The 23,108-nt window shown below is 60.6% G+C and carries 22 protein-coding genes; 8 read left to right on the top strand and 14 right to left on the bottom strand.

The features are described from left to right. Positions 1 to 15: 15 nt before the first annotated feature. Together ACUN0E_RS18230 and ACUN0E_RS18225 are read right to left on the bottom strand one after the other, a co-directional pair. Positions 16 to 2,298: a patatin-like phospholipase family protein gene (locus ACUN0E_RS18230; RefSeq protein WP_445567513.1), complete on the bottom strand. Its 2,283-nt coding sequence runs from the start codon at positions 2,296 to 2,298 to the stop codon at positions 16 to 18. Positions 2,299 to 2,524: 226 nt separating this feature from the next. Continuing rightward, the gene (locus ACUN0E_RS18225; RefSeq protein WP_445567512.1) at positions 2,525 to 3,799 is read right to left on the bottom strand and encodes a metallophosphoesterase family protein; all 1,275 of its coding nucleotides are present in this window, start codon (positions 3,797 to 3,799) and stop codon (positions 2,525 to 2,527) included. Positions 3,800 to 3,803: 4 nt separating this feature from the next. On the opposite strand from ACUN0E_RS18225, the gene ACUN0E_RS18220 reads away from it, so the two are divergent. The 3 genes from ACUN0E_RS18220 (at position 3,804) to ACUN0E_RS18210 (ending at position 5,692) form a co-directional block, all read left to right on the top strand. Further along, entirely contained in the window at positions 3,804 to 4,004 is a 201-nt protein-coding gene (locus ACUN0E_RS18220; protein WP_445567511.1) for a hypothetical protein, read from the top strand. A 351-nt stretch (positions 4,005 to 4,355) separates the two neighbouring features. Continuing rightward, positions 4,356 to 5,300, top strand: a complete 945-nt coding sequence (locus ACUN0E_RS18215; RefSeq protein WP_445567510.1) for a hypothetical protein — start codon at positions 4,356 to 4,358, stop codon at positions 5,298 to 5,300. Between the two features lie 146 nt (positions 5,301 to 5,446). Beyond that, a complete protein-coding gene (locus ACUN0E_RS18210; protein WP_445570470.1) occupies positions 5,447 to 5,692 on the top strand; it encodes a hypothetical protein in 246 nt (81 codons plus the stop codon). Positions 5,693 to 5,777: 85 nt separating this feature from the next. Here ACUN0E_RS18210 and ACUN0E_RS18205 read toward each other — a convergent pair whose 3' ends face one another. The 5 genes from ACUN0E_RS18205 to ACUN0E_RS18185 form a co-directional block, all read right to left on the bottom strand. Next, the gene (locus ACUN0E_RS18205; protein WP_408335079.1) at positions 5,778 to 6,170 is read right to left on the bottom strand and encodes a 2-oxoglutarate dehydrogenase; all 393 of its coding nucleotides are present in this window, start codon (positions 6,168 to 6,170) and stop codon (positions 5,778 to 5,780) included. A gap of 61 nt (positions 6,171 to 6,231) precedes the next feature. Continuing rightward, on the bottom strand, positions 6,232 to 8,070 hold the full coding sequence (locus ACUN0E_RS18200; RefSeq protein WP_445567509.1) for a S10 family serine carboxypeptidase-like protein: 1,839 nt from the start codon (positions 8,068 to 8,070) through the stop codon (positions 6,232 to 6,234). A gap of 561 nt (positions 8,071 to 8,631) precedes the next feature. Beyond that, complete coding sequence (locus ACUN0E_RS18195; RefSeq protein WP_408237875.1) at positions 8,632 to 9,120, bottom strand: GNAT family N-acetyltransferase; 489 nt, start codon at positions 9,118 to 9,120, stop codon at positions 8,632 to 8,634. A gap of 56 nt (positions 9,121 to 9,176) precedes the next feature. Next, complete coding sequence (locus ACUN0E_RS18190; protein WP_408237872.1) at positions 9,177 to 10,394, bottom strand: sensor histidine kinase; 1,218 nt, start codon at positions 10,392 to 10,394, stop codon at positions 9,177 to 9,179. 268 nt (positions 10,395 to 10,662) lie between these two features. Further along, a complete protein-coding gene (locus ACUN0E_RS18185) occupies positions 10,663 to 11,556 on the bottom strand; it encodes a LysR family transcriptional regulator (protein WP_408521288.1) in 894 nt (297 codons plus the stop codon). 106 nt (positions 11,557 to 11,662) lie between these two features. Between ACUN0E_RS18185 and ACUN0E_RS18180 the strand changes: the two genes are divergently transcribed. Next, positions 11,663 to 12,544: an aldo/keto reductase family oxidoreductase gene (locus tag ACUN0E_RS18180; protein ID WP_408521287.1), complete on the top strand. Its 882-nt coding sequence runs from the start codon at positions 11,663 to 11,665 to the stop codon at positions 12,542 to 12,544. Between the two features lie 89 nt (positions 12,545 to 12,633). Here ACUN0E_RS18180 and ACUN0E_RS18175 read toward each other — a convergent pair whose 3' ends face one another. After that, on the bottom strand, positions 12,634 to 13,533 hold the full coding sequence (locus ACUN0E_RS18175; protein ID WP_445567508.1) for a LysR family transcriptional regulator: 900 nt from the start codon (positions 13,531 to 13,533) through the stop codon (positions 12,634 to 12,636). A gap of 85 nt (positions 13,534 to 13,618) precedes the next feature. Between ACUN0E_RS18175 and ACUN0E_RS18170 the strand changes: the two genes are divergently transcribed. Beyond that, positions 13,619 to 14,395 carry an NAD(P)H-dependent oxidoreductase gene (locus tag ACUN0E_RS18170; protein ID WP_445567507.1) on the top strand — a complete coding sequence of 259 codons (777 nt, stop codon included), beginning with the start codon at positions 13,619 to 13,621 and terminating at the stop codon, positions 14,393 to 14,395. Positions 14,396 to 14,613: 218 nt separating this feature from the next. Continuing rightward, positions 14,614 to 15,456: an alpha/beta hydrolase gene (locus ACUN0E_RS18165; protein ID WP_445567506.1), complete on the top strand. Its 843-nt coding sequence runs from the start codon at positions 14,614 to 14,616 to the stop codon at positions 15,454 to 15,456. Here ACUN0E_RS18165 and ACUN0E_RS18160 read toward each other — a convergent pair. The 5 genes from ACUN0E_RS18160 to ACUN0E_RS18140 all read right to left on the bottom strand — a co-directional run bounded on the left by ACUN0E_RS18160 (position 15,425) and on the right by ACUN0E_RS18140 (position 20,052). Then, a complete protein-coding gene (locus ACUN0E_RS18160; protein WP_445567505.1) occupies positions 15,425 to 16,393 on the bottom strand; it encodes an alpha/beta hydrolase in 969 nt (322 codons plus the stop codon). The two genes, ACUN0E_RS18165 and ACUN0E_RS18160, sit on opposite strands and share 32 nt — an antisense overlap. Then, positions 16,386 to 16,895 carry a thioesterase family protein gene (locus tag ACUN0E_RS18155; protein WP_445570469.1) on the bottom strand — a complete coding sequence of 170 codons (510 nt, stop codon included), beginning with the start codon at positions 16,893 to 16,895 and terminating at the stop codon, positions 16,386 to 16,388. Before ACUN0E_RS18155 ends, ACUN0E_RS18160 begins: the two co-directional genes overlap by 8 nt. Positions 16,896 to 16,995: 100 nt before the next feature. After that, positions 16,996 to 17,961, bottom strand: a complete 966-nt coding sequence (locus ACUN0E_RS18150) for an L-carnitine dehydrogenase (RefSeq protein ID WP_445567504.1) — start codon at positions 17,959 to 17,961, stop codon at positions 16,996 to 16,998. Between the two features lie 78 nt (positions 17,962 to 18,039). Next, positions 18,040 to 18,969, bottom strand: coding sequence for a BKACE family enzyme (locus ACUN0E_RS18145; RefSeq protein ID WP_408237845.1), 930 nt, complete (start codon positions 18,967 to 18,969; stop codon positions 18,040 to 18,042). Between the two features lie 129 nt (positions 18,970 to 19,098). Further along, a complete protein-coding gene (locus ACUN0E_RS18140; RefSeq protein ID WP_445567503.1) occupies positions 19,099 to 20,052 on the bottom strand; it encodes a choline ABC transporter substrate-binding protein in 954 nt (317 codons plus the stop codon). Positions 20,053 to 20,414: 362 nt separating this feature from the next. Here ACUN0E_RS18140 and ACUN0E_RS18135 point away from each other — a divergent pair, with 362 nt between their 5' ends. Together ACUN0E_RS18135 and ACUN0E_RS18130 are read left to right on the top strand one after the other, a co-directional pair. Continuing rightward, positions 20,415 to 21,431 (top strand): GlxA family transcriptional regulator, encoded by a 1,017-nt coding sequence (locus tag ACUN0E_RS18135; protein ID WP_408237839.1) that lies wholly within the window; start codon positions 20,415 to 20,417, stop codon positions 21,429 to 21,431. Between the two features lie 272 nt (positions 21,432 to 21,703). Then, positions 21,704 to 22,030: a DUF4148 domain-containing protein gene (locus ACUN0E_RS18130; RefSeq protein WP_408237836.1), complete on the top strand. Its 327-nt coding sequence runs from the start codon at positions 21,704 to 21,706 to the stop codon at positions 22,028 to 22,030. 164 nt (positions 22,031 to 22,194) lie between these two features. On the opposite strand, the gene ACUN0E_RS18125 is transcribed toward ACUN0E_RS18130, so the two are convergent. Beyond that, positions 22,195 to 23,103 (bottom strand): LysR family transcriptional regulator, encoded by a 909-nt coding sequence (locus ACUN0E_RS18125; protein WP_445567502.1) that lies wholly within the window; start codon positions 23,101 to 23,103, stop codon positions 22,195 to 22,197. Positions 23,104 to 23,108: the final 5 nt, after the last annotated feature.

Genomic DNA, 23,108 nt, shown 5'->3' with positions numbered 1-23,108 from the left:
CGTGCCTACGCAGCTTCAATAGGTGTGTCCCAACTGGAAGTAAAAGTTATGGCGACCGCCCGGTGCAAACGCTACGCCCAGATAGATCGGTCCGAATGAACTGGTCAGCGCGGTGAACGCCGTCACGCTGCGCTTCAGCGGCCCGCTTCCGAACTGCGAATCGCGGTTCCAGACGTTACCGGCTTCAATGCTCAACCCTGCATACAGGCCACGAATCGGCGACGCGTTAAACGTGGCGAGCTGATTCATGTACGTGACCTGGCCGTACGCCATTGAATTGCCGGACAGTTGATCGGCGGCGTAGGCCGACAGATGCTGAAAACCGCCTAGCGTGAAGCCGAACGGGTTCGTCAGGTTGGTGCCGCCGAAATCGTTGCCCGCTTCGATACTCGCGTTGATGCTATGCCGTCCGTAGCTCGCCGCGACAATGCTTTTCCCGTATACCTCGGTGAAACTATCGCTGCCCGCGAACAGCGAACGCTCTACGCGTAGTTCGCCGAAATAACCCTTGCGCGCAAACAGCGGATCGTCGAGCTGATCGATCACGAGACGTGCGCGCGCGCTGAGCTGCCGCCCGTAAATGTCGGGGAACAGCAGCGGCGAGTTAGGCCCGTCCTCGAGCGGTAAGTTGTATTGCGGCGAGGCGAAGCCATGTGCGTATGCCACGCCGATACGGAAGTCGCCGAGACGCGCGAGTGGCAGGCCCAAATCGACCCCGACGCGCTCGGTCTGCAAGCGGTATTGCGTAACCTTGACGTCGCCGGAGTCGTCGTAGAGGTTGGCGTAGCGGCGCTGAAACTCGAGATAGGGCGCCACGTAATAGCCGAAAGAACTCGACAGCGGCTGCCGCAGCTCCGCATGCAGGTTGATCAGATCGCTGCCGACAGTGCCGTCCACTCGCCCTTCGAGCCCTGACGAAGTGAGCCACGGGCGGCGATAACCGAGATGCAGCCGGAAGCCGCCTTCATCCGTCGAACTGCTCGAGAGACCGAGCCCGAACAGCAGGAAATTCGGTCCCCACTGTTTCTGCTGCGCGACGATCACGAGCTTGTGCTCATCGCCGTCGTCGACGAGTTGCTGGCTCACGCTGTCGAAATCACCGGCAGTGGAGAGCGCCAGCAAGTCCTTGTTGAGTGCGGCGGGATCGTACACGTCGCCGGGTTTGACGTGCAACGCGGCGCGAATGCGTGCCTCGGGCACCACGCCTTGCGAGGCGATCTCGATCTGCGTGATCCGCACCGGATGCGTTGCGGGCACCGCATGCCGGGCGCGCCACGCGGCGTAGTCGGCGGGCGAGAGCGCCAGATGCTGAAGCTGCGGCAGTACCGCACGCGTGGCGGCGGCGCCAGCCGCGATCGCCTGGCTCGCGTTGGCGAAATCGGTGAAGCTCAGCGAGCCGAGCGCCGGTTCGATCAGTACGTCACCGGCTTGCAACTGTTCACGCTGGCGCGCAACGTTCTGGTGGATCAGGATGCCGATCATCTGCTGCATCACGTCGGCGGGTGACGCCAGTGCATCCAGCGGCCGCAGCGGCGAGCCGATATCGACGGCGATCACGACGTTCGCGCCCATGTCGCGCGCCGTTTCGATGGGCAGATTGCTGACGATACCGCCGTCCACCAGCGTGCGCCCGTCAATGTCGGCCGGCGCGAACAGGCCGGGCAACGCCATGCTGGCCCGAATCGCCTGCGGCAGCGAACCGTGATCGAGCACCACCTTCTGGCCGGTGCGCAGATCGGTGGCGATCGCGCGATAGGGGATCGGCAGCCGGTCGAACGAAACACTGCCCGGCACGGCGGAGGTCCAGTCCTGCAGCAGCGCTTGCAGGCGATTGCCCTGGACCAGCCCCACCGGCAGACGGAAGCCATTGGCGCCGTAGCCGAGCGAAAGGCTATTCACATATAGCCGCTCGTCCTCACGGCGCGATTGCGGCAGATCGGCGCGCTCGGTGACGTCGAACGCGATGTCCGCGAGATTGATTCCCGTGAGGCGGTTTTGCATATCCTGCGCCGTCATACCGCTCGCGTACAGGCCGCCGACTACCGCGCCCATGCTAGTGGCGGCGATACAGTCGACCGGAATGCGGTTTTCCTCGAGCACCTTCAATACGCCGAGGTGCGCATAGCCGCGCGCGCCACCGCCTGAGAGCACGAGACCGACGGAGGGCCGGCCGGCTGGGCCCGCTTCCGCGCCGCACGCGGATTCGGCTGCGAGAGCGGGGTGTGCGAAGGCGGCGATCCCGCACGCCAGTAGCACCACGGTGCAGCGCAAACGAAGAACGATAGGCCGGCGCCACATGTGTGCCACCGTTTGTTGCAGTTGTTCGTTCGCCGACGCTCGACTCATCTGTTTTGACGCAGGAAGAAAACCGAGAGATTACATTGTTTTGCCCCGGTAAAAACAGGTGATTTCGCATAAACGTGGGTTTACGGAAAAGCGTAGTCGTGGCGCCTTGAACGTCGCATCAATGCGAGGTTCGGGTGAAGCATGCTGGAACCGGGCGTAGGGCGCCTGTCTTGCGGCACTAGCGCCCCATCAACGCACGCACGGCCCTTGCGGCCATCGGATGCCCCATATCCGGCGCAACGAAATGAGCCACTTTACGTTCGTCAAGGTTGACTGTCACATAGTCGTTAGGCGCTTTCGTGCTGAGACCGTCGGACGCCGAGTGATACTCGATACGTAACTGCGTCGCGGTGACGACCAGGCGCAGATAACCGTAATTGGTGTCGTCGTAGTTTTCCAGTACGACCTGATCCGTGGTGGTGGACGCAGCCTGCATGACTTGTGGCGCGCGGATGGCGGGCGCGCCCTGCGCGGCAAGCTTGATCAAACCATGTCCGCCGTTGCCGCATACGAGATATGGAATCTGCGTGCCGTCCGCACTTCTCGTGCGCGTGAAGCGTTGATAATTGTGGGCGTGGCCGGAAAGAAATGCATGTGGCCACACGCCGTTGGCTTCGCACACCTTGTCGATCTGCGCCAGCATAGCGACGCTCGATCCGTGTCCGCCCGCGCAGTATGGCGGATGATGATCCGCGATCAGCAGTGCGCCGGCGAACTTCTCGGCTTTGACGCGTTTGAGCGCGGCGTCGAGAAAGTCGAGCTGCGTGCGTCCGATGTTCGGGTCTGAAATCACACCGGGATCTTCGAGTGTGTTGCTGTAAATCACCAGCACGCGCAGGAATGGCGCATCGAGCGTGAAGAACACGCCGGGCTGGATTTGCGCGGTGCGCGACAATCCGCCGGCTTCGGGCGAAACGGCGAACGTATCCGCGCAAAAATTTCGCAGGAACGCGGTGAGACTCGCGGCGTGCGCTTCCGGCGAAACCATGCCGTCATGGTTGCCGGCGCAGGCGAGGATCGGTGCGGGGTAGTCCCGATACGGTTCGTAAAACTGATCGTAATAGTACTGGCCCTCGCCGAAGCTATAGACGACGTCGCCAAGTAACAACGCGAACTGCGGTACCTCACTGGCATTGGTTTCGTTGAAGTCCGCGGTCAATTTGTCGGCCACTTCGTTTTGGGTCGCGGGGCCTTTCGTATTGCCGCAATCTCCTAGCGCGTGAAATACCAGTTGTCCGTTGGCTGTGATTCTGTCGATGGCGGTAGCATTGCCGCCCATGACCTCGGCCAGCGTGAGCTGGGGCTCCACGCCGCCTCTCGGCGCGGGAAACGGCAACGGAAACAGTTTGTGCTCCGCATTGAGCTTGTCGATTTCCTTGTAGGCCGCATCATCCGATGGATGGGGCACACGAAACACCGTCGGGTCCGCGGTCGGCTGAGGCTGGGCGAACACGGGCTTGTCCAGCATTCGCGGACGGAGCGCCGACGTGGTGGCCGTTGCGGCAGGCGGGTTTGAGCCGCGGGTGGGCGCAGTGGCCTTTTTGCCGGATGCCGCTGCCTTGCTGGCCGGTTTTCGTTTCCCTTCTGCTTTCGCCGTGCTTTCTTTCACCTTGGCTTTGGATTTCGACTCGCGTTTTGTCGACATGAGCGCCTCTTGAAGAAGAGTAAGCGGGGTGATACGCCAGCGGTTTTCGCCGTGGCATTCATCGAACCCTACGACATGTGTATTTCGGAAAAGTGTCGCGGTGATGTCGAACATGGCTTGCCGCCGCGTTTGACTCTGTGTGTGGCACGTGGGCGTCACGTACTCAGCCCGACCTGAAACAATTTATGTCGGCCTATGTCGCGGCACGTTCGGATTGCCTGCAAACCCTTGTCCAGCGGGCCTCTTTGGTGGTGAAACAGGGCGACATATCTTCGCTGCTGATTAAAACCACGCGTCCTTCTATAGTCCGTTTGTCGCCACGCCGCAGTGCGCAGAAGTGGCCCGAAATCAGGAAGGACATACCGTGAAACATGATTCGTTCGTCGTCCCAGCCACCGCCGCTTCCCCCGTCTCCGTAGCGACCGCCGCATCCATGCGCGGCCCGCTGCGCAAGCTCGTGCTTACTGCGACCGTCACCGTGCTCGCGCTCGGCAGCGCTTCGGCTTTCGCCTGGTCGCAACACGGCACCGCGTACACCTCGCGCGGCACTTACAACGGCGCGCGGTACGGCTCGTGTGGCGGCGGCAGTTGTTCGCATGCTGGCGGCGTGGCGGGGCCCTACGGCGGCGTGGCGACCAATACCGGCACGGTGACCCGCAACGCGCCCGGCCAATTCTCGAATTCAGGCACGGCGACGGGGCGCTACGGCAACCAGGTCCAGCATGCGGGCGACACCAACTGCGCGGGTGGCAGCTGTTCGCATACCGGCACGCTCACCGGGCCGGACGGCAAAACAGCCACCACCTCCGGCGATGTGACCAAAACCGCGCCTGGCCAGTATTCGTCGTCTGGGTCGATCACCGGATCAAACGGCAACACGGTCAACCATTCGGCCTCCGCAAACTGCGCGGGCGCTTCGTGTTCGCGTTCCGGCACGGTGACAGGGTCCGATGGCGCCACCGTCGATCACTCCGGTACGGCGACGCGTGTTGCGCCGGGCGTCGTTACGACGTCGACAAGTACGACGGGGACACATGGCAACACGGTGACGACAAGCGGGACCGTCGTGACCACGGGTGTCGTTACGACAGGCAGCACGACGGTTGTGGTTGCGCCGAAGCCGGTTGTTGTCGTGCCGCCGCCAGTTGTGTATGTGCCGCCTCCTCCGGTTGTCTACATTCCGCCGCCCCCGCCGCCTGCTGTGTATGTCGCCCCGCGCGTTGTCTATGTGGCGCCTGCGCCGCGCCCTGTAGTGTGGGTGCCGGGCCACTGGGTGGGGAATGTCTGGGTGCCGGCGCACTGGTCATGAGCGAAAACCCGCGCGTGAGAACCGAAGATGAAGCCGGACGAATCGGCCCGCCGTTGATAAGCAGGCAGGGAAGTGCGCAGGCGGTCCGGTCACGTTTCAACGCGGTACGTACACGGACATTGTGCAAGGTAGGTGTGTTGGCAACGATGATCGTTGCTGCGGGTGTGGCGATTGCAGTGGGTGAGCGCATCACCAACACTGAAACGCGTGCTGTGCACCGGGCAATTGAACCCGGGCAGGACTGCTCGGCGAAATACGCGGCGTTGCTCGATCTCGCCGAATTAGCGAGACGTGATGGCAAATCGTCCGAGGTCGTGATGCGCGGGTTGAGCGACAGCGGCGGCGCAATGAGTGAATGTTTGCCGATTGGCAGGAACGCCGGGGCAAAGTAGACACGCGAATGGCCCGAGCGGCCATTCGCGAGTGTCAAAAGCGGTTATCCAAAGAAGGAATCCCTGGATCAGTAATGGCCGGCCGCTAGCGGCCCTGCTGCTGCAGATACTGCCTGACGTCGCTCAGGGTCACACTTCCTTTATGGCTTGTATCGATCTGATCGAAGTGCTTGGCGACATAGCCGAGCCCCTGGGTCTGGGCCTGCGCTTTTGTGACCGCGGCGCCATTGCTAAGGGCCGTATTGGCCCCCAGCCGCGCCTCGAGCCGCTGCTGAGCTTCCTGTTGCAGTGCCGTGCCGGTCGATGGCGCGACGGGGGCAGCACGGTTTTGAGGGAAGAACGGACCGTCGACGCCCCTGGACCCGGTTGGCGGCGTCGCCGGCGCCACCGCTTGCGGCGGTAACGCATGCGCGTTGCCAATCAGACAGCCAAGAACGATCAACGGGGAAACACGCCGCAATCTATCGAAAAGAGACATGATGACTCGCATTGATTGAGTGAATAGAGTATCGCGAACGAGGCACGTCGGTTCAGATCAGTCAGGGCGCCGTGGCTTGCGCCGTAGCGGTAGCGGTCGGCTGACTGGCGGCGCTTTCGTCGTGCCACGGCGGCGGCAGCGTCCAGAGCGCGAGCGCATCCGGAAGCGGCGTGCCCCGGTAGAAGCGCACCAGATCCCGTTTCATCAACGGACGGGCGACGTCATCCAGATAAATCATATGTCCGCCCTGGAAGAAGTTGACCTGCAAGTCCGGATTCAGACCGGGTACTGTCTGCAGCCGCGCCAATTGCTTCTCGGTATTGAAGAACGGTGTGGCCAGATCATGAAAGCCGTTTTCCGAGAGCACCTTGAGTTTCGGGTTGAGCGTCAGCGCACCCAGCAGATCAGGGATCGTATCGGGCAGCGGCTTTCCGTCATGCGAGAAATCCCAGACCTGGATGATGTTGTCGTTCAGCGGCAAATAGGTCGCGTTCGGCGCCGTGTATCCGAGGTAGTCGGGCATCTGCGTTGCCAGCGCCGTGGTGAACGGCTGGGAGATCAGGATGTCGGACGGGTCCCCGTCGTTTTGCAGCCGCGGATCCGAATTCGGCAATGACACGCGTCCGTCGTACCGGCCGATTGTTGTGCCAGGCAAGAGGCTCGTCGAGAACGGGTTGGCGCCGAAGTAGCCCTGCAGCGCCTGCACGGTCAAACTGGATGGCAAGGTCCACGACTGAAGCGTTTTGGCATTGGGAAACACTGGTGTGCCCAGCGCGTCCGGTATGCCGAGCTGACTGAGCACCCACGACTGTGAATACCGCTTGAACCGGTCGTATTCGGCCGTGGCGAACAGGCTTGCCTGGTATGCGTACAGGTCCTGATTGAGTGGCGCCGGCGACACCTGGTTGTAGTAAGCCGCGACTTCCGCGTAGCCGGGGAAATATCCGGCCAGCGTATCCGTGTCCAATGCCAGTGCGCTCGTCGAGTTCGTGATGGCGACGGCCTCGATTGCATCCGCGAAATAGTTCAGGATTGAAGACTGGAGAACGATGCCGGTCAGATGCACGCCGGCCGATTCGAGCGCCAATGAGAGCATATCGGTGCGAGGTGTGCCGTACGACTCGCCGTACAGATAAATCGGCGAACTGCCGCGATTGTTGACCGCCAGATAGCGCTCAATGAAATCGCGCATGATGTTGACGTCCGCGTCGGTCGTCCAGAACTTCTGGTTCGTGTTCGGCAGAATCGCCTCGGAAAGCCCTGTTCCCGGTGGGTCGATGAAGACCATGTCGGTGGTGTCGATCAGGCTGTCCTTATTGTCGACGAGCGGATAGTTCGGCCAGTTCCCGAACGCGGGGTCGGGCGTGGCGACCCGCGTTGGCGCGAACGATCCAAGTCGCAGCCAGATGGAGGCGGAGCCCGGGCCACCGTTGTAGACGAACGTGACTGGTCGCGGCGAGCCGTTCGTACCCGGCGCGGTGTATGCGACATAGGACATCGTGGCTTCAGGGTTGCCGCTCGAATCGGCGGCCGTCAAATGGCCTGTCGTCGTGGTGTAGTTGATCGGCGTTTTGCCTAACGTCCACTTGTAGTGCATGACAGCCGTCTTCTCCGAGGCCTGAGCCGGAGCGAGGCCATCTGTGGCATTGCCGGAATAGGCCACCGGGTCGACATAGGTTTGATTGGCCGTTGGTGCTTGCGATTGCGCGGCGGCCTGTTGCGCGGTGAGCTGCTGATTCGCTGTAGCCTGCTGCATGCTCACAGCCGTGCCTGAGGACGAACTGCCGTCCTCTCCGCCGCAACCTCCGAGAAGCATGATCGTGACTGCCAAGGTTCCCAGGGCCGGCAGCCTGCATAGGCGATGATGACTATGGCCGGTAAGACGCTCGTCTCGTTTCATCTCTATCCTTGGTGGTGGGTTCAGATACCGTTTCACAAAGGCCGCTCTCGCCGATGAAGATATATCGGAGTTCGAACTATTGATGGTGCATTGTCGGCATGCAGCGGTTGAGACCAACTTACTTCAAAGCGCATAGATATAGAGTTCTATGCGACATGCGTAGAATAACTAAATATCTGGTTTGGATATTCCAGTGCTTTTCTGGATACGTTTCCTTAATCGGATATTCGTATATTGGTGGCAGAAGAAAAATAGGTGACGCAACTGGAGTTTGTCAAGGATGTACCGAATTTCCGTAATTGCAACCTCGGAAAATTGCACTTGAATTCGTGTGTGATTCAATCGATTCAATCGGTTAGGTCGTGAGGCCGATATGAGTTAATCGATTATTTATTACGGAATAAAATGTTTTTGTTTGTTAATCGTAATAATTAAATTGTACCGGGGAGCGCAAGCGTTCCACTTATCCGTGAAATCGTGATCTTCCGGGAATCGGCCGGGTTGGACGGCCCGGTGTAATGCCTGAGGCACTGCTGCAGGGATGAGCGCTGTGCCGCATGACTACGTGGCCTGATTTTCCAGACGTGTCAGATCGCGTTCCATAAAGAGCGTGCCCGCGACGGGATTAAAAACGTAGGCCGGAATCGGCTCGAAACCGAGCGACACATAAAGCTGTTGCGCGGCGTGCATGTCCGGAAGTGTATCGAGACGAATACGCGGATATCCCGCCTCCCGTGCAATTTGACAAATCAGCGTTGCCAATTGCCTGCCCACCTGCTGGCCACGTCCAGATGGGCGGATATAAAGGCGTTTCATTTCGCACGTCAATTCATCCAGAGGACGCATTGCAACACAACCGATCACGTTCCCATTGTTCAGAGCGAGAAGAACGCGCCCCCGGGGCGCCGCAAACTTGCCGGGCAACTCCGCGAGTTCCGATTCGAAATTCTGGAAGCCCAGATCGATACCCAGGCTGTCGGCGTACTCGCGAAATATCGCCCGCACAACGTCAAGCTGTTCGGGAAATCGAGCGGGACAAATCTCTACCATTCACACGTCTCCATCGCCTCACCACCGGTTCTGGCAGCCAGTTGCCGGCGGACCATTTATTCGGTTTCAGCCAGCACCAGCGGGAACCGGATTTCGAACCGGGTGCCAACGCCTTCGCGTGACGCAAAATCGATCTGGCCGTTCAACACGCGGCAAAGCTCCTTGACGATCGCGAGGCCGAGGCCCGTGCCGGGAATATCTTCGCCCGCAGCGCGTTCGAATTCGTCGAATACCCGGTCCGCATCCGAAGGTGCAATGCCCACGCCGGTGTCCGACACGCGAATCGACCAGTGCTCTGTGCCGGCCGTTGCGAAGCCAAGTTCGATCTCGCCGGACTTCGTGTACTTCGTTGCGTTGGAGAGCAGATTGACGGCGATCTGCTTAAGCTTGAGACGATTGGACGTGATAGCGGATAGCGCCGGGTCGAACGTGGCGCGCAACTTCAGCCCCTTGGCCTCGATGGCCGGACGCGAGGCGGTGACGAGTTCGTCGTAAAGCTCATGCAGCTCAACCGGCTCGCGTGTGAGAGGCGTCTCGTCGCCGAGCACGACGGAGTACTCGACCATCTGATCGACGAGTTGTTTCATGTCCGCGGCCTGCCGGTTGGCCAGCGTCAGCGCCATATCGGCCTTTGAAGGCGCCCGTTCGATCAATTGCAACGCGATCGAAAACGCGTTCAGAAAATTGCGCAGATCATGGACCACGCTGCGGGTGATCTGCATGCGTGACTCGTAAAGATCGCCGACCAGCCGCTGCTTGAGTGTCAGCTCGTGATTGGCGCGCTCGAGCCTGCCTGTGTACTCATCGATCTTGCGGTCCCGTTCGCTGACCACTTCACGGATCGACGTGAGCGTCACCATGCTGAGTGTTTCGGCGACCATGCGCCGCGCGCGGCCTTCATGGCGGCGCGTGAATGTGCTGTCCTGGTCGGCGAATTCTTCCAGCGCGTCGGCGAGCACCTGATGATACAGATCGAGCTCGCGCACGAGTTCCTCGATCCGGTAGCCCTGACGCCAGCGGACTATGCCGTGTTTTCTCGCATTACGCTCGATCGCCGGTTCGACGCGTTCGAGATCTTCGACGTCGAGCGCGAGGCAGAGTCCTTCGAGAATTTCCGGCAGATGATCGGCGAGCTGCTGATAGGTAAGTTTGTCCGCTTCGACGAGGTCGGCATCGCTGAAAACGGCATTCATCCATTGCTCGGTCAGGCGGGACCGTTGCGCACGAATGAAATCGGCAAATTTGCGCAGCGGGCTAAGGCGTATTTCGGTCATATTGGGTGCATCGGTGTGAAGTTGCTACAACATACATATGCTCGAACCACACCAGACGCGTCGGACACGAGGGCACATGCCTACGCCTTGCGGCAAACATACTTCGGCTGGAATGAATTAGAGGCCTGGGGCCAGCGATCTCGTGGCTTCCGGGTTTCCGAAGCCGAGCCGCCGCAGCCGATAACTGGCGTCATTATCGCCGCAATTGCTGCTTGTGGAACACCGCTTGCGTAAGCTCTCCTGCCAGGCAAACGCCCGGTGTATCCAATCAGGCATCCGCTTTCAGGAAATCGACAAATACGCGCAACGGTGCAGGCAAGTGACGACGGCCAGGATAGTAAAGAAACGGCCCCGAAAAGCGTTGCCACCATGGCTCAAGGATCGGCTCCAAGGCGCCGCTATCGAGATGCGGGCGCAACATGTCCTCGAAAAGGTGAATCACCCCCACGCCTGCGATAGCTGTACTGACAGCCAGGTCGATTGCCGCGCCGGGTCTGACGAGGAGCGGCCCTGACGGATTCAACTGGACCACCTCGCCGTCACGCTCGAAATACCAGGTTGGCGTAGCGCCGCCGGCAAATTGGCCCCGCAAGCATGCATGAGAGAGCAGGTCGCGTGGATGTTCCGGTCTGCCATGCGTGTCGAGATAGCCCGGCGCCGCAGCCGTAGCGAAACGCTGCACGCGCGGACCGATTGGAATCGCGATCATGTCCTGTTCAAGCCGCTCGTCATAGCGAATGCCCGCATCGCAGCCGATCGACAGCACGTCGACAAAACCATCTTCCACCACGACCTCTACGCGTATGTCGGGATAGGCCTTCAGGAACCGGGGAATGATAGTCGGCAATACGATGCGCGCGGCGCTCGACGGGACGTTGAGTTTGAGTGTGCCGCTCGGTTTGTCCCTGAAGCCGTTCAGCACGTCCAGTGCGGCTTCCATCTCGCTGAACAATGGCGTCAGTTTTTCGATCAGACGCAGTCCGGCTTCGGTCGGCGCCACACTGCGCGTGGTTCGGTTGAGCAGGCGCATACCGAGCTTCGACTCGAGACGGCGCACAGCAATGCTCAGGCTGGAGGCGGAGACGCTGCTAATGCGCGCGGCGTCGCGGAAACCGCCGGCGCGAGCGACTGAAACGAATGCGGCAAGATCGTTGAATTCCATAGCCATTGTTCAAAATATTTAACAACCTGTGCAATTTATGCCGGATTATCGAACAGCGCAATCCCCGCCATACTGGCGCCCAACACCTCACATCAAGGAGCGCATCATGTCGAACTTCACCCCCGCGGACACATTTTCGCTGGCTGGCCACCCCGTGCAACGCATGGGCTACGGCGCCATGCAACTGGCCGGACCGGGCGTATTCGGACCTCCGAAAGATCGTGATGTAGCGATCGCCGTACTGCGCGAAGCCGTGGCGTCGGGCGTCAATCACATCGATACGAGCGACTTCTACGGACCTCACATCACCAACCAGTTGATTCGCGCAGCACTGCATCCTTATCCGGACGGTCTCGTGATCGTTACAAAGGTGGGTGCGGTCCGTGGCAACGATGGCTCGTGGCTACCGGCGCTCGAGCCGGAAGATATCGAGCGCGGTGTTCACGACAACCTGCGTAATCTCGGTGTCGACGCGCTCGACGTCGTCAATATGCGCAACATGGGCAGCGTGCATGCACCTGCCGAAGGGTCGATTGAAAGGCAGGTTGCGGCGCTTGCCGAACTTCAACAGCGAGGGCTGGTTCGCCACATCGGTTTGAGCAACGTGACCGCGGCCCAGGTCGCCGAGGCGCAGGGCATCGTGGAGATCGTCTGCGTGCAGAATCACTACAACCTGGTTCACCGGGACGACGACGCACTGGTCGACGAACTGGCGGGGAAGGGTATTGCATACGTACCGTTCTTCCCGCTTGGCGGATTCACGCCGATCCAGTCGTCAGCGCTGTCCACGATTGCGCAAACGATCGGCGCGACGCCGATGCAGGTGGCGCTTGCCTGGCTCCTGCATCGCGCGCCTAACATTCTGCTGATTCCGGGCACTTCGTCGCTTGGGCATTTGCGTGAAAACATGCAGGCAGCGCGCTTGAGCTTGACTGACGAGGTGCGCGCAGAGCTGGACGCGATTGGTGCGGGGAACAGGGAAGCGTGATCTAGCGGACGGAGTAGTGGCCGGGGTCGCTCAGGATCGACCCGACGATAGCCTCGTTGCGCGTGATCTCGCTTCTAGATCATGGATGTTCACGTCGCGACCGAGTCCGCGATGCATTCCCGCAGCCATTGATGTGCCGGGTCGCGATGAGACCGCTCATGCCAAAGCATCGCCATTTCATAACCCGGTACCTCAACCGGCGCCTCGACGACCCTGAGCGCGCTATTGCCACGCACCAGTCGCGCTGGCAGCATCGCCACGAGGTCGGTGCTCGCCAGGACTGACATCATGAACAGGAAGTGCGGGACCGAAAGCACAACCCGGCGTGTGACGCCCACCTCGGCCAGCACGTCATCCGTAACGCCGCTAAACCCACCGCCATCCGGCGAGACGATCACGTGCTCCAGTTTGCAGAACTGCGCAAGCGTTGGCCTTCGCTTCAGGCGTGGGTGATCTGCGCGGCCGACCAGCACATACCGCTCCTTGAAAAGCACCCGCCGGCGCAATCCGGGCGGCGCGCCTTCGCTGGTATGGAATGCCAGATCGATCTCTCTCTGTTCCGCCTGCTTCGCGAGACGGGGCGGAACAGCTTCCACGATCGCAAGCCTGGTGCCGGGCGCCGCTGCGCGCAACCGGAGCAGTACGGGCAGCAGGATTGTCGACTCAGCGTAGTCCGTGGCGGCAACGCGCCATGTATGACTCGCTTCGGCCGGATTAAACGGGCTGGCCGGCGACACTGCGTGCTCGAGTGCGTCGAGCGCCAGGCGCAAAGGCTTGCGCAATTCTTCCGCCCTCGCGGTGGGGCGCATACCTCGTGGGCCCGGCAGTAACAAGGGGTCTCCAAAGACATCCCGCAGCTTGGCAAGATGCACGCTCACCGATGGTTGAGAGAAGTTCAAGCGTTCCGCCGCGCGGGTCACATTGTGCTCCGACAACAGAACATCGAGTGTCACCAGCAGGTTGAGGTCGAGCCTTCTGAGATTATTCATGTTAATACCTGATATCTTGGTAATTCATTTCCAATATACCTGATGGGAATCTATCGTGTTCCTTTCTGGCAATGGAGGTCAGGTCATGAATGTTCTTCTCGTCTATGCCCACCCGGAACCCCGATCACTGAATGGGGCCCTGAAGGATTTTTCGGTCAAACGTCTCGAGGACGCTGGACACGTCGTTCAGGTATCGGATCTGTATGCAATGAAGTGGAAAGCATCGCTGGATGCGGACGACAGCCTGGAGAGGCAAACCGATACGCGTTTCGATCCCGCTCTCGACTCAAAGCGTGCCTTCGAGGCGGGTTTGCAGAGCCCGGACATCGCACTCGAGCAGGAGAAACTGAAGTGGGCGGGTGCCGTGATCCTGCAGTTTCCGCTGTGGTGGTTTTCGATGCCCGCGATTCTGAAAGGCTGGGTGGAGCGCGTCTATGCCTATGGCTTCGCGTACGGTGTAGGGGAGCATTCCGACGCGCGCTGGGGTGACCGCTATGGGGAAGGCAGCATGGCAGGCAAGCGGGCGATGCTGATTGTCACAACAGGTGGATGGGAGTCTCATTACAGCGCGCGGGGTATCAACGGGCCGATCGACGAGGTGTTGTTCCCCATTCAGCATGGCGTTCTGTATTACCCCGGCTTCGACGTTTTGCCACCGTTCGTCATTCATCGGACGAGCCGGATCGACGAAACACGATTCTCAAAGGTCTGTGACGCGCTCGGACAACGTCTCGACGACCTGTGGAAGACCGCGCCCATACCGTTTCGTCCACAAAACGCCGGCGCGTACGACATTCCGGAACTCACGCTACGCGACGATGTGTCGCCGGATCAGGTTGGCTTCGCGGCACATATCGCGTAGGCCGTGTGCCGGCGTTGCATTTACGTGCCGGGCGTAACCCTTGTCCAGACGTTCAGTTTGGGCCGATCCGCCCCCTTGGGGCGGCGCCAAGCTGACGATACCGTATGCTTCGCTGAAATATGGTTGTAAGTCGCCATTGCTAGAGTCATCAACAGAATTTTGCCGCCAGATGCCGGACAGTGTCCTTCGGACACATAGAAAGGGAAGAGCGACAAGCCATGAAGATGAATCGCGCGTTCTGGCTCATTCTGATGCTGCTTTTTACGAACCCGGTCTGGGCCTTCCAGTCCAGGGTCGTCACCATTCCCAGTGCTGCCATGCATAAGTCGTTCGAGGCGACTGTGGTGCTGCCTGATCAATACACACACGGCAAAGCGGCCGATCGCTTCCCGGTTGTCTACCTGCTGCACGGCTCAGGCGGCGACTACACCGACTGGACCACGAATTCGCACATCGGCAAACTGGCCGACCGCTATCACGTGATCCTCGTCATGCCGGACGGTGGTCACGAGAGCTGGTATATCGACAGCCCTGTCGATCCGCGCAGCCTTTACGAAACCTATGTGGGGACGGAAGTCGTCGGCTATATCGACACGCATTTCCGGACGATCGCGACGCGGCAGGCACGTGCGATTACGGGGTTGAGCATGGGAGGATTCGGGGCCTTGCATATCGCGCTGGACCGGCCGGATGAATTCGGCGCCGCGGGAAGTATCAGCGGCGCGGTCGATCCGCGCGGCTGTGAGGATGAGCCCGGGATCGATCAGGTGTTTGGGGATCCTACCCGTCACGCTGATTTCTGGAACAACGAGGCCATAGTCGAGAACGCCCGTAGTTTCGGCAATGAGCATATCGCGCTGACAATCGATTGTGGGGTGAACGACTCGCTTGTTCAATCGAACCGGATGCTGCATGCGCGGCTTGTTGAACTCGGCGTGCCGCATGACTACGCGGAGCGGCCTGGCGGACACACCTGGAAATATTGGGGCAACGCGGTGCAGTATCAGGTGCTGTTCTTTGCCAGTTCGTTCAGGCGCAGTGGGGGCGCGGCGCAGACGTGACGGAATGCGCATCCAGAAACTGACAGACGTGGCGATGTAGCGCCTGTACACCTGGGCTCGATTCAAGCGCACGCCAGCAACCATGTACGAGCCCTGCGCCAATCCACAATCGCGCCTCTCCGCCAGCCGCGATGACGCGCTCAACAAACACCCGCGCATCGTCGCGCAACGGATCGTGTTCAACACCTATGGCAAGCGTCGGCGGCAGACCGTCGAAGCGCACCGCGTCCAGTGGGACGGTCCACGCGGGATAGGGCACGTGTTCGCCCCAATACAGATCGCGAAACGCACGGACATCAGCAAGTGTGAGCATTGGCGCATGCGCTTCGTCGTCACGCGCGGGCATTTGCGGTTCGGTGCCGAGCATCGGATAGACCAGTGCAAGTCCGCGTATGCCCTGAATGCCGTCATCGCGCAGCCGCATGGCGACGCTGGCAGCGAGCGTGGCGCCAGCACTATCGCCCGCCAGTTGCAGCGCACCTTCCGCGAGTAAATCAAACGGCAAACGGCCGTTCAATGCGGCGAGCGTGACCTCCAGACAATCGTCATGGGCGGCTGGAGCGCGGTGTTCAGGCGCAAGCCGGTAATCGACCGCAATCACATCGAGACGGGTATCCGCGGCGATACGTGCTGTCACGATCTGATGACTCGCCAATGATCCAAGCACGAAGCCGCCACCGTGAAAGTACAGGACGGTGCCGCGGATCGTCCCGTTCGCCTTTAAGCGATTCCGATAGAGCCGCAGTCTGATCGGATGGCCCGCGCTCGCCCGAAACACGGCGTCTTGTGCTATCGCGTCGGCTGGTAATGGTGGTGTGAGCGCAGCCGCATAGCGATCGTAAATCGCGCGCTGCTCGCTTGGTGGCAATGAAGTCGAATGCCCTGCATAGATTGCAGCGGTCCGTTCGATGAACGCGGCAATCTCCGGTTCAAGCATGCTCACTCCCATGAGGCGGTGTCTTAACGGGCAATCCAATCACGCGTCCTGCAAACCGGGGCGCCGGCAACACAGTATGCGCTTGCGCCAACTCGCGCACGCGCGCCTCGACATCGGGGTCGAAAGCAACAGCGCGTGGGCCGCCCGTATCCACATGCAGAAGCATCTGCTCTCCTGCGGCCACCGGGTCAACGCCATCATCGGCAAACATCTCGAGGTAAAGATGCAGCCGCTTCGCGTCGTGCCCTAGCACGCGCATATCGACGCGAACCTGCACACCTTCCTTGATTTCATGCAGATAGTTGATATGCGCCTCGAGCGTATAGATCGAGCGGCCACGCTCCTTACGCACCGCATCGGGCAACCCGATTGCATCGATCAACGCATCTGTCGCGAAGCTAAAAATCAGCATATAGAACGCGTCGCGTAGATGGCCGTTGTAATCGACCCATTCGGAGCGAACAATGTCGCGGTAGCAGGGCAGCAGCGCGTGGTCCGGCATATGCAATTGATCTCCTTCATTCCTATGAATGGCAGTGGCCGCAGCGATCATGCGCTGTCGACGCATTCAGGCGAGGCGGCGCGTCTTCCAGCACACAGCTTCACTCCGCCGGAAGCAACCCATGCCGCACCTTAGCCGCGTCAATCGCTGCCAGCACACTCGTAATGCAATCATCCCGATACCGCTCGAGCTGCTTGATTGAGCGTGGTCCAACTTGTTCAGACGTTCCTTCCACCACCCGATCGATCAATTCATCAGTCAGCTGCGGTGCGACCAGTTTAGTCCAGGGCAGCTCCAACGCCGGTCCAAACTGCTGCATGAAGTGGCGCATACCCGCGTCACCACCCGCCAGTGTGTACGTCAGGAACGTGCCCATGAATGACCAGCGGATCCCCGCGCCGAAGCGGATGGCGTCGTCGATTTCGCCCGTGGTCGCCACGCCTTCGTTGACCAGATGCAGCGCCTCGCGCCACAGTGCTTCGAGCAAACGGTCGGCGATAAAGCCGGGCACTTCTTTGCGCACGAGGAGCGGGCGCATCGACAGCGAACGATAAATCTGCATCGCGGCATCGATGGTTGCCGGTGCGGTGAGTTCGCCGCCGACCACTTCGACGAGCGGCAGCAGATACACCGGATTGAACGGATGCCCGACAATGCAACGCTGCGGATTCACCGCCCGTGCGTAAAAATCGCTCGGCAGCAGGCCGGAAGTGGATGAAGCGATGATCGCATCCGGCTTCGCCGCACGGCTGATCTGTTCGTGCAGGGCCAGCTTCAATTCTTCGCGTTCGGGCGCGCTTTCCTGAATGAAATCCGCTTGCTCGACACAGGCTTCAATCGTATCGACGAAGCGCAGCCTGTCGGGCGTTGCGCCTTCCGACAAGCCGACGCGCTCCAATGCCGGCCATGCATTCGCGATGTTTTCGCGCAACTGTTTCTCCGCGCCACGAGCGGGGTCCCAGGCGACGACGTCGAGCCCGTGCGCGAGCGCGCGCGCCACCCAGCCGCTGCCGATCACGCCCACGCCGATTGCCGCAAATGTTTTGATATCGACGATCACTGCCATTGCTGACGTTTCCTTTGCCTATGAGTTTTTTCAAGTTCCGAAGCGTGCCCTGTCAGGCGCAACGGGTACGCGCCGTATTCACGCGTACTGTCCAGCCACACGCCGCTCCAGCTGCCGCTCGCCACGCGCGGGCAAGCCGAGTTTGCGGCGGCCTTCGGCGGGTGTGAGCGCGCGCCCGCCAAGCCGTTCGATGATCTCGACCGCGCGTTGCACCAGCGTGCCGTTCGTTGCATGCACACCTTTATCGAGCCAGACGTTGTCTTCAAGGCCGACCCGCACGTGGCCGCCGAGGAGCATCGCCTGCGCGACCATCGGCATCTGCATGCGCCCGATGCCGAATCCGGCCCATTGCGCGCCAGCCGGCAGACTGTCCGCCATCGCTTTCATCGTCGTGGTATCGGCGGGCGCGCCCCATGGAATGCCCAGGCAGATCTGAAACAGCGGTGGTGCGTCGAGTAAGCCTTCCTTGAGCAATTGCTTCGCGAACCATAGATGGCCGGTATCGAAGATTTCCAGTTCCGGCTTCACGCCGAGTTCCTGGATGCGCTTGGCGCCGGCGCGCAATTGCGCGGGCGTCGACACATAGATGTAGTCGCCATCGCCGAAATTGAGTGTGCCGCAATCGAGCGTGCAGATTTCCGGCAGCAGTTCCTCGACATGCGCGAGCCGCGTCAAACCGCCGACCAGGTCGGTTCCCGCGCCGAAGCGCATCGGGTCTTCGCCGGGACCGATCTCGAGATCGCCGCCCATGCCAGCCGTCAGATTGATGATCACGTCGGTGCCTGACGAGCGGATCCGGTCGACTACTTCGCGATATAACTGCGGATCGCGGCTGCCGCGTCCGGTCTTTGGATCGCGGACGTGGCAATGCGCAACGGTGGCGCCGGCTTTCGCGGCTTCGATAGCGGCGTCGGCGATCTGCTTCGGCGTGACGGGAATGGCCGGATGCTTGCCGACCGTATCGCCCGCGCCAGTGACGGCGCAGGTCACGATGACTTCATGATTCATGCGTGCTAGTTCCTGTGGATTGAAATGTGCGACTCGATGGATGAGAGCCGGACTGGGGCTAAGCCAACCGCGTTCAGGCTGACCGCGCCTGGGCTGGCCCGTCCAGGCGACCCCGTCTAGGCGACCCCGTCAAAGTCCGAGAAAGGCTTTCACTGCCGGCAAGCCGTCTTTGCCGTCATAGGTCTTCACGCCCGCGAGCCACGCATCCAGTACTTGCGGGTTCTTCTTCAGATACGCTTTGGCGGCATCGGCAGGCTTCTCCTTGTTCATCACCGACTGCATCACCACGTTCTCAAGTTGCGTCGAAAAGCGCAGGTTGCTCACGAGCTTGCCCGCGTTCGGGCAACGCGTCAGAAAGTCGGGGGACGTCAGCGTATAGACGCGTGCTTCGCCGTCATTCGGACCGAATACGCCGTCGCTGCCGGTGAGGTATTTCATATCGATCTGGATATTCATCGGATGCGGTTCCCAGCCGAGAAACACCACCCATTTCTTCTCACGAATGGCGCGGTCCACCGAAACCAGCATGCCCGCTTCACTCGATTCGATCAGCTTGAAGCCGCCGAGGCCGAACTGATTATTGGCGATCATTTTCTGAATCGCGGCGTTCGCGCTGCTGCCGGGTTCGATGCCATAGATCTTCCCGTCGAGTTGATCGCGGTGCTTCGCGATGTCGGCGAAAGTCTTGAGCCCGGCGTCGTATTCGTAACCCGGCACCGCGAAGGTCGCTTTAGCGCCGGTCAGATTAGGCGGTTGCAGCACCTGGATCGATTTCGAATCGACGAACGGCGCAATCGCTTTCTCCTGCACGGGCCACCAGTAGCCGAGCGACACGTCGAGCTGTTTGCTCCTCAGGCCAGCGAACGAAATCGGCACCGAGGCGACGGTCGTAACCGGCTGATAGCCGAGTCCCTCGAATACGGTGGATGCGAGCGCAGTGGTCGAGGTGATGTCTGTCCAGCCGATGTCGGCAAAATGCACCGCGCGGCAAGTGGCGGGATCCTGTGCAAACACCGGCGACGCAGCGACGACAACTGCCAGACAGGCAAGACGGGCAAGCAAGACTTTGACGCGTAACTTCATGACGTTCCCCCTTCGGACACGTTAGACAGCGTGTTTCGAACCGGGCCGCGGCGAGAAAAGCAGGGCGGCCCCCGGACCTGCGCGATACGGCTTGAGTAATGTTTGAGTAATACTTGAGTCGGGCCGGATCTGTACGAGTGACGTAACGTTAATGCCCCATATTCCTGCCAAAGCGACCACCAGCGACCCGTTCTTGCTCCCACGCGACAGCGAGGGAAAACCAGCATTGTTCGTCATTGCGATGCAGCATCGATTGGTGCAGTGATTTTTGGTGTGCCTTGCCGGCTCGCGCACTGCTTGCTACGCTCGCCCGGAATCCCGCGTCCGCCTGCGGTTTTTGTCCCTGATCGAGTCTGCGTAAGATGCCTGAAGATATGTCGTTCCTGCTGCTGCCCGGCTTTTCGGCGATCGGCTTCATGTCGGCGGTCGAGCCGTTGCGCGTGGCGAACCGCTTTCGCGGCGATCTCTACCGGTGGCGCATTCTGAGTCTCGACGGCGCGCCGGTCGCGGCCAGCAACGGTATTTCGATCAACGCAGAGGCCGCAATCGTCGACGTTCGCGAAACGCAGACGGTGTTTGTCGTCGCGGGCTTCGAGCCGCTCGCCTGCTATACGCGTGTGCTCGGCGATTGCCTGAAGCGGCTCGAGCGCGCTGGCGCGACGCTCGGCGGCATCGATACGGGCAGCTTTGTACTCGCGGAGGCGGGGCTGCTCAGCGGTTCGGACAGCGTGACCGTACATTGGGAAGCCTTGTCGGCGTTCCGTGAGCGCTATGGCTCGCTGAACGCAAGCCAGGAGCTGTTCGAGATCGGCGCGCGACGTATCACGTGTGCGGGCGGCACGGCGTCGATCGACATGATGCTCGACCTGATCGGCCGCAAGCACGGCGCAGCGTTGGCCTCGGCGGTATCGGAACAGTTTGTCGTGAGCCGGATCCGTCAGCGTTCGGACCATCAGCGCATGGAAATTGCGGCGCGCTACGGCGTGCACAACCGCAAGCTGATTCAGGTGATCGGCGCAATGGAACAGCATATGGAAGAGCCATTGTCGCCCGCTCAACTCGCAGAGGAGATTAGCGTGACGCGGCGGCAACTGGAGCGGTTGTTCTGCGCGTCGCTGAAGGACACGCCGACGCATTTCTATCTGCAACTGCGCCTCACCCGGGCGCGTGAGCTGCTGCAACAGACTGACATGTCGATCACATCGATTTGCGTTGCATGCGGATTCGAATCCCCCTCGCATTTTTCGCGGACGTATCGCGCGCGGTTCGGCGTGAGTCCAAGAGGCGATCGGCAGGTGACGGGTGGCAGAAATGGCGGCGCTGGGTTGTCATCAGGCGAGCCAACGCAGGCATCCGCCCCTGCATTGTCAGCAAGCTGACTTCGCTGCGCGGCAGCGACTACTGCTCGCCGATCGCGTCGCCGCGCTGATCCGGCGTAATCAAGAGGTTACGTTCGAGGCTTCGAACGTTGAGAGCCGGCTCTACCGCTCTGGCTTCCAACTACCTTTCACGAAGATTGTGCCGCATCTAGCAACAGTGAATTCGTTAATTAGGGGTTTACCCTATATGTGCGGACTCCTAGACTGTCTCCACTGGCTGCAAACAAACAGGTTTGCAGCACGGCAAAAAACAATCTCTGGAGGTAGTCGTCATGAAATCCCTGATCGAAGCTGTTGTTATCGCTGCTCTTATCACTGCGCCGCTCGCTGCTTTTGCCCAATCCAACCAGCCGGTGACCCGCGCCCAGGTGCGTGCGGAACTGGTCCAGCTGGAAAAGGCCGGCTACAACCCGGCGACAGCGAATACCGACGATTATCCGGCGAACATTCAGGCTGCTGAGGCGCGTGTTGCTGCACAAAACGGCAGCGCTCAAACCAGCGGTTATGGTTCGGCCACGAACGGGTCGTCGCAAGCGGGCAACCGCACCGAAGTGACGCCGAGTTCGTATTCGGCTCCGGTCGTCAACGTCGGTCATTAATGACCGCGGTGCGAGCAGTCGTCTCGCGCCGGCTTGATTGGCAGTAACGTTGGCAATAACGCGCAGCAGGCCTGCTTTCATCGTAAAGTGGAAGGTCGCTGCGCGATTTAGCATTAAGCGAAGTAATTGGCGCTCGTAGTCCTCTCTTGGTCTCGCACAGACGCTTAGCCCTGAGGGGCAGTCAACTGCCGGAGCTGTTCCAGCAACTTCACCGCCGGACTCGGCAAAATCCCCTGACGGCGCCGAAAAGCCGTCAACGTGCGGCGTGCGATCAAACCCGGAATCGGCAGCGTATCAAACACGCCAGCCGCGCTTTCGGTGTCGTACATCGGCGTAGCCATCCAGCTCAGAAATCCCGCACGTGTCACCAGGCTTTTCAGCACCGTGATCGAGCGCGTCTCGACGGCGATCTGCGGCATGCCGAGCCCATGCTCGGCAAACACATGCTGCATATGCTCGAACGGACCCGTCCCGCGTGGCGGCACACACCACTGCTGATCGAGCGTGTCGGCAAGCGATAAATCCACTTTGTTTCGCAGCGGATGATCGAGCGCGGCGACCACAAAGCTCGTGTCTTCCCACCTGCAATCGGCAATCGCCGTAATCTCATCCGTGTCGGGCACCGCCATGCTGAGGGCGAGATCGATCTCGTGTTTCATCAGACTGTCCGCAAGCCGGTCCCAGACGCCCTCCATGATCTCCACACGCAGATTCGGCCAGCGCGCGAGCACGCCGCTCACCGCGAGCGGCAGGACGAGCGTCGCAATGCTCGCCACCGCGCCGACGCGAATCGTCCCTTTCGCAAGGCCGCGCATCGCGTCGATCTCCTCGCGCGCGTGATCGGCTTCGCGTTGTAGCAGCGTAGCGTGTGGCAGCAGTGCGCTGCCGATCGCAGTAAGCTGCATACCCTTCGAATGCCGTTCGAACAGCGGCGCGCCGACCTGATCCTCGAGCCGCTTGATGGTGCGGCTGAGCGCCGGCTGCGTGACGTGCAGCACCTCGGCTGCACGGCCCAGGCTGCCGCTCGCGACGATGGTTGCGAACGCATGCAATTGCTGAAGATTGAAAGTCATGCGCA

Source organism: Paraburkholderia sp. D1E (assembly GCF_052682275.1).
This window is presented reverse-complemented; position numbering and strand designations above follow the sequence as displayed.

Excerpts from the sequence above, each read along its gene's own strand:
- ACUN0E_RS18230 (WP_445567513.1), bottom strand. The coding sequence starts at position 2,298 with ATGTGGCGCCGGCCTATCGTTCTTCGTTTGCGCTGCACCGTGGTGCTA.
- ACUN0E_RS18210 (WP_445570470.1), top strand. The coding sequence starts at position 5,447 with ATGATCGTTGCTGCGGGTGTGGCGATTGCAGTGGGTGAGCGCATCACC.
- ACUN0E_RS18205 (WP_408335079.1), bottom strand. The coding sequence starts at position 6,170 with ATGTCTCTTTTCGATAGATTGCGGCGTGTTTCCCCGTTGATCGTTCTT.
- ACUN0E_RS18200 (WP_445567509.1), bottom strand. The coding sequence starts at position 8,070 with ATGAAACGAGACGAGCGTCTTACCGGCCATAGTCATCATCGCCTATGC.
- ACUN0E_RS18195 (WP_408237875.1), bottom strand. The coding sequence starts at position 9,120 with ATGGTAGAGATTTGTCCCGCTCGATTTCCCGAACAGCTTGACGTTGTG.
- ACUN0E_RS18190 (WP_408237872.1), bottom strand. The coding sequence starts at position 10,394 with ATGACCGAAATACGCCTTAGCCCGCTGCGCAAATTTGCCGATTTCATT.
- ACUN0E_RS18185 (WP_408521288.1), bottom strand. The coding sequence starts at position 11,556 with ATGGAATTCAACGATCTTGCCGCATTCGTTTCAGTCGCTCGCGCCGGC.
- ACUN0E_RS18180 (WP_408521287.1), top strand. The coding sequence starts at position 11,663 with ATGTCGAACTTCACCCCCGCGGACACATTTTCGCTGGCTGGCCACCCC.
- ACUN0E_RS18175 (WP_445567508.1), bottom strand. The coding sequence starts at position 13,533 with ATGAATAATCTCAGAAGGCTCGACCTCAACCTGCTGGTGACACTCGAT.
- ACUN0E_RS18170 (WP_445567507.1), top strand. The coding sequence starts at position 13,619 with ATGAATGTTCTTCTCGTCTATGCCCACCCGGAACCCCGATCACTGAAT.
- ACUN0E_RS18165 (WP_445567506.1), top strand. The coding sequence starts at position 14,614 with ATGAAGATGAATCGCGCGTTCTGGCTCATTCTGATGCTGCTTTTTACG.
- ACUN0E_RS18160 (WP_445567505.1), bottom strand. The coding sequence starts at position 16,393 with ATGCTTGAACCGGAGATTGCCGCGTTCATCGAACGGACCGCTGCAATC.
- ACUN0E_RS18155 (WP_445570469.1), bottom strand. The coding sequence starts at position 16,895 with ATGCCGGACCACGCGCTGCTGCCCTGCTACCGCGACATTGTTCGCTCC.
- ACUN0E_RS18150 (WP_445567504.1), bottom strand. The coding sequence starts at position 17,961 with ATGGCAGTGATCGTCGATATCAAAACATTTGCGGCAATCGGCGTGGGC.
- ACUN0E_RS18145 (WP_408237845.1), bottom strand. The coding sequence starts at position 18,969 with ATGAATCATGAAGTCATCGTGACCTGCGCCGTCACTGGCGCGGGCGAT.
- ACUN0E_RS18140 (WP_445567503.1), bottom strand. The coding sequence starts at position 20,052 with ATGAAGTTACGCGTCAAAGTCTTGCTTGCCCGTCTTGCCTGTCTGGCA.
- ACUN0E_RS18135 (WP_408237839.1), top strand. The coding sequence starts at position 20,415 with ATGCCTGAAGATATGTCGTTCCTGCTGCTGCCCGGCTTTTCGGCGATC.
- ACUN0E_RS18130 (WP_408237836.1), top strand. The coding sequence starts at position 21,704 with ATGAAATCCCTGATCGAAGCTGTTGTTATCGCTGCTCTTATCACTGCG.
- ACUN0E_RS18125 (WP_445567502.1), bottom strand. The coding sequence starts at position 23,103 with ATGACTTTCAATCTTCAGCAATTGCATGCGTTCGCAACCATCGTCGCG.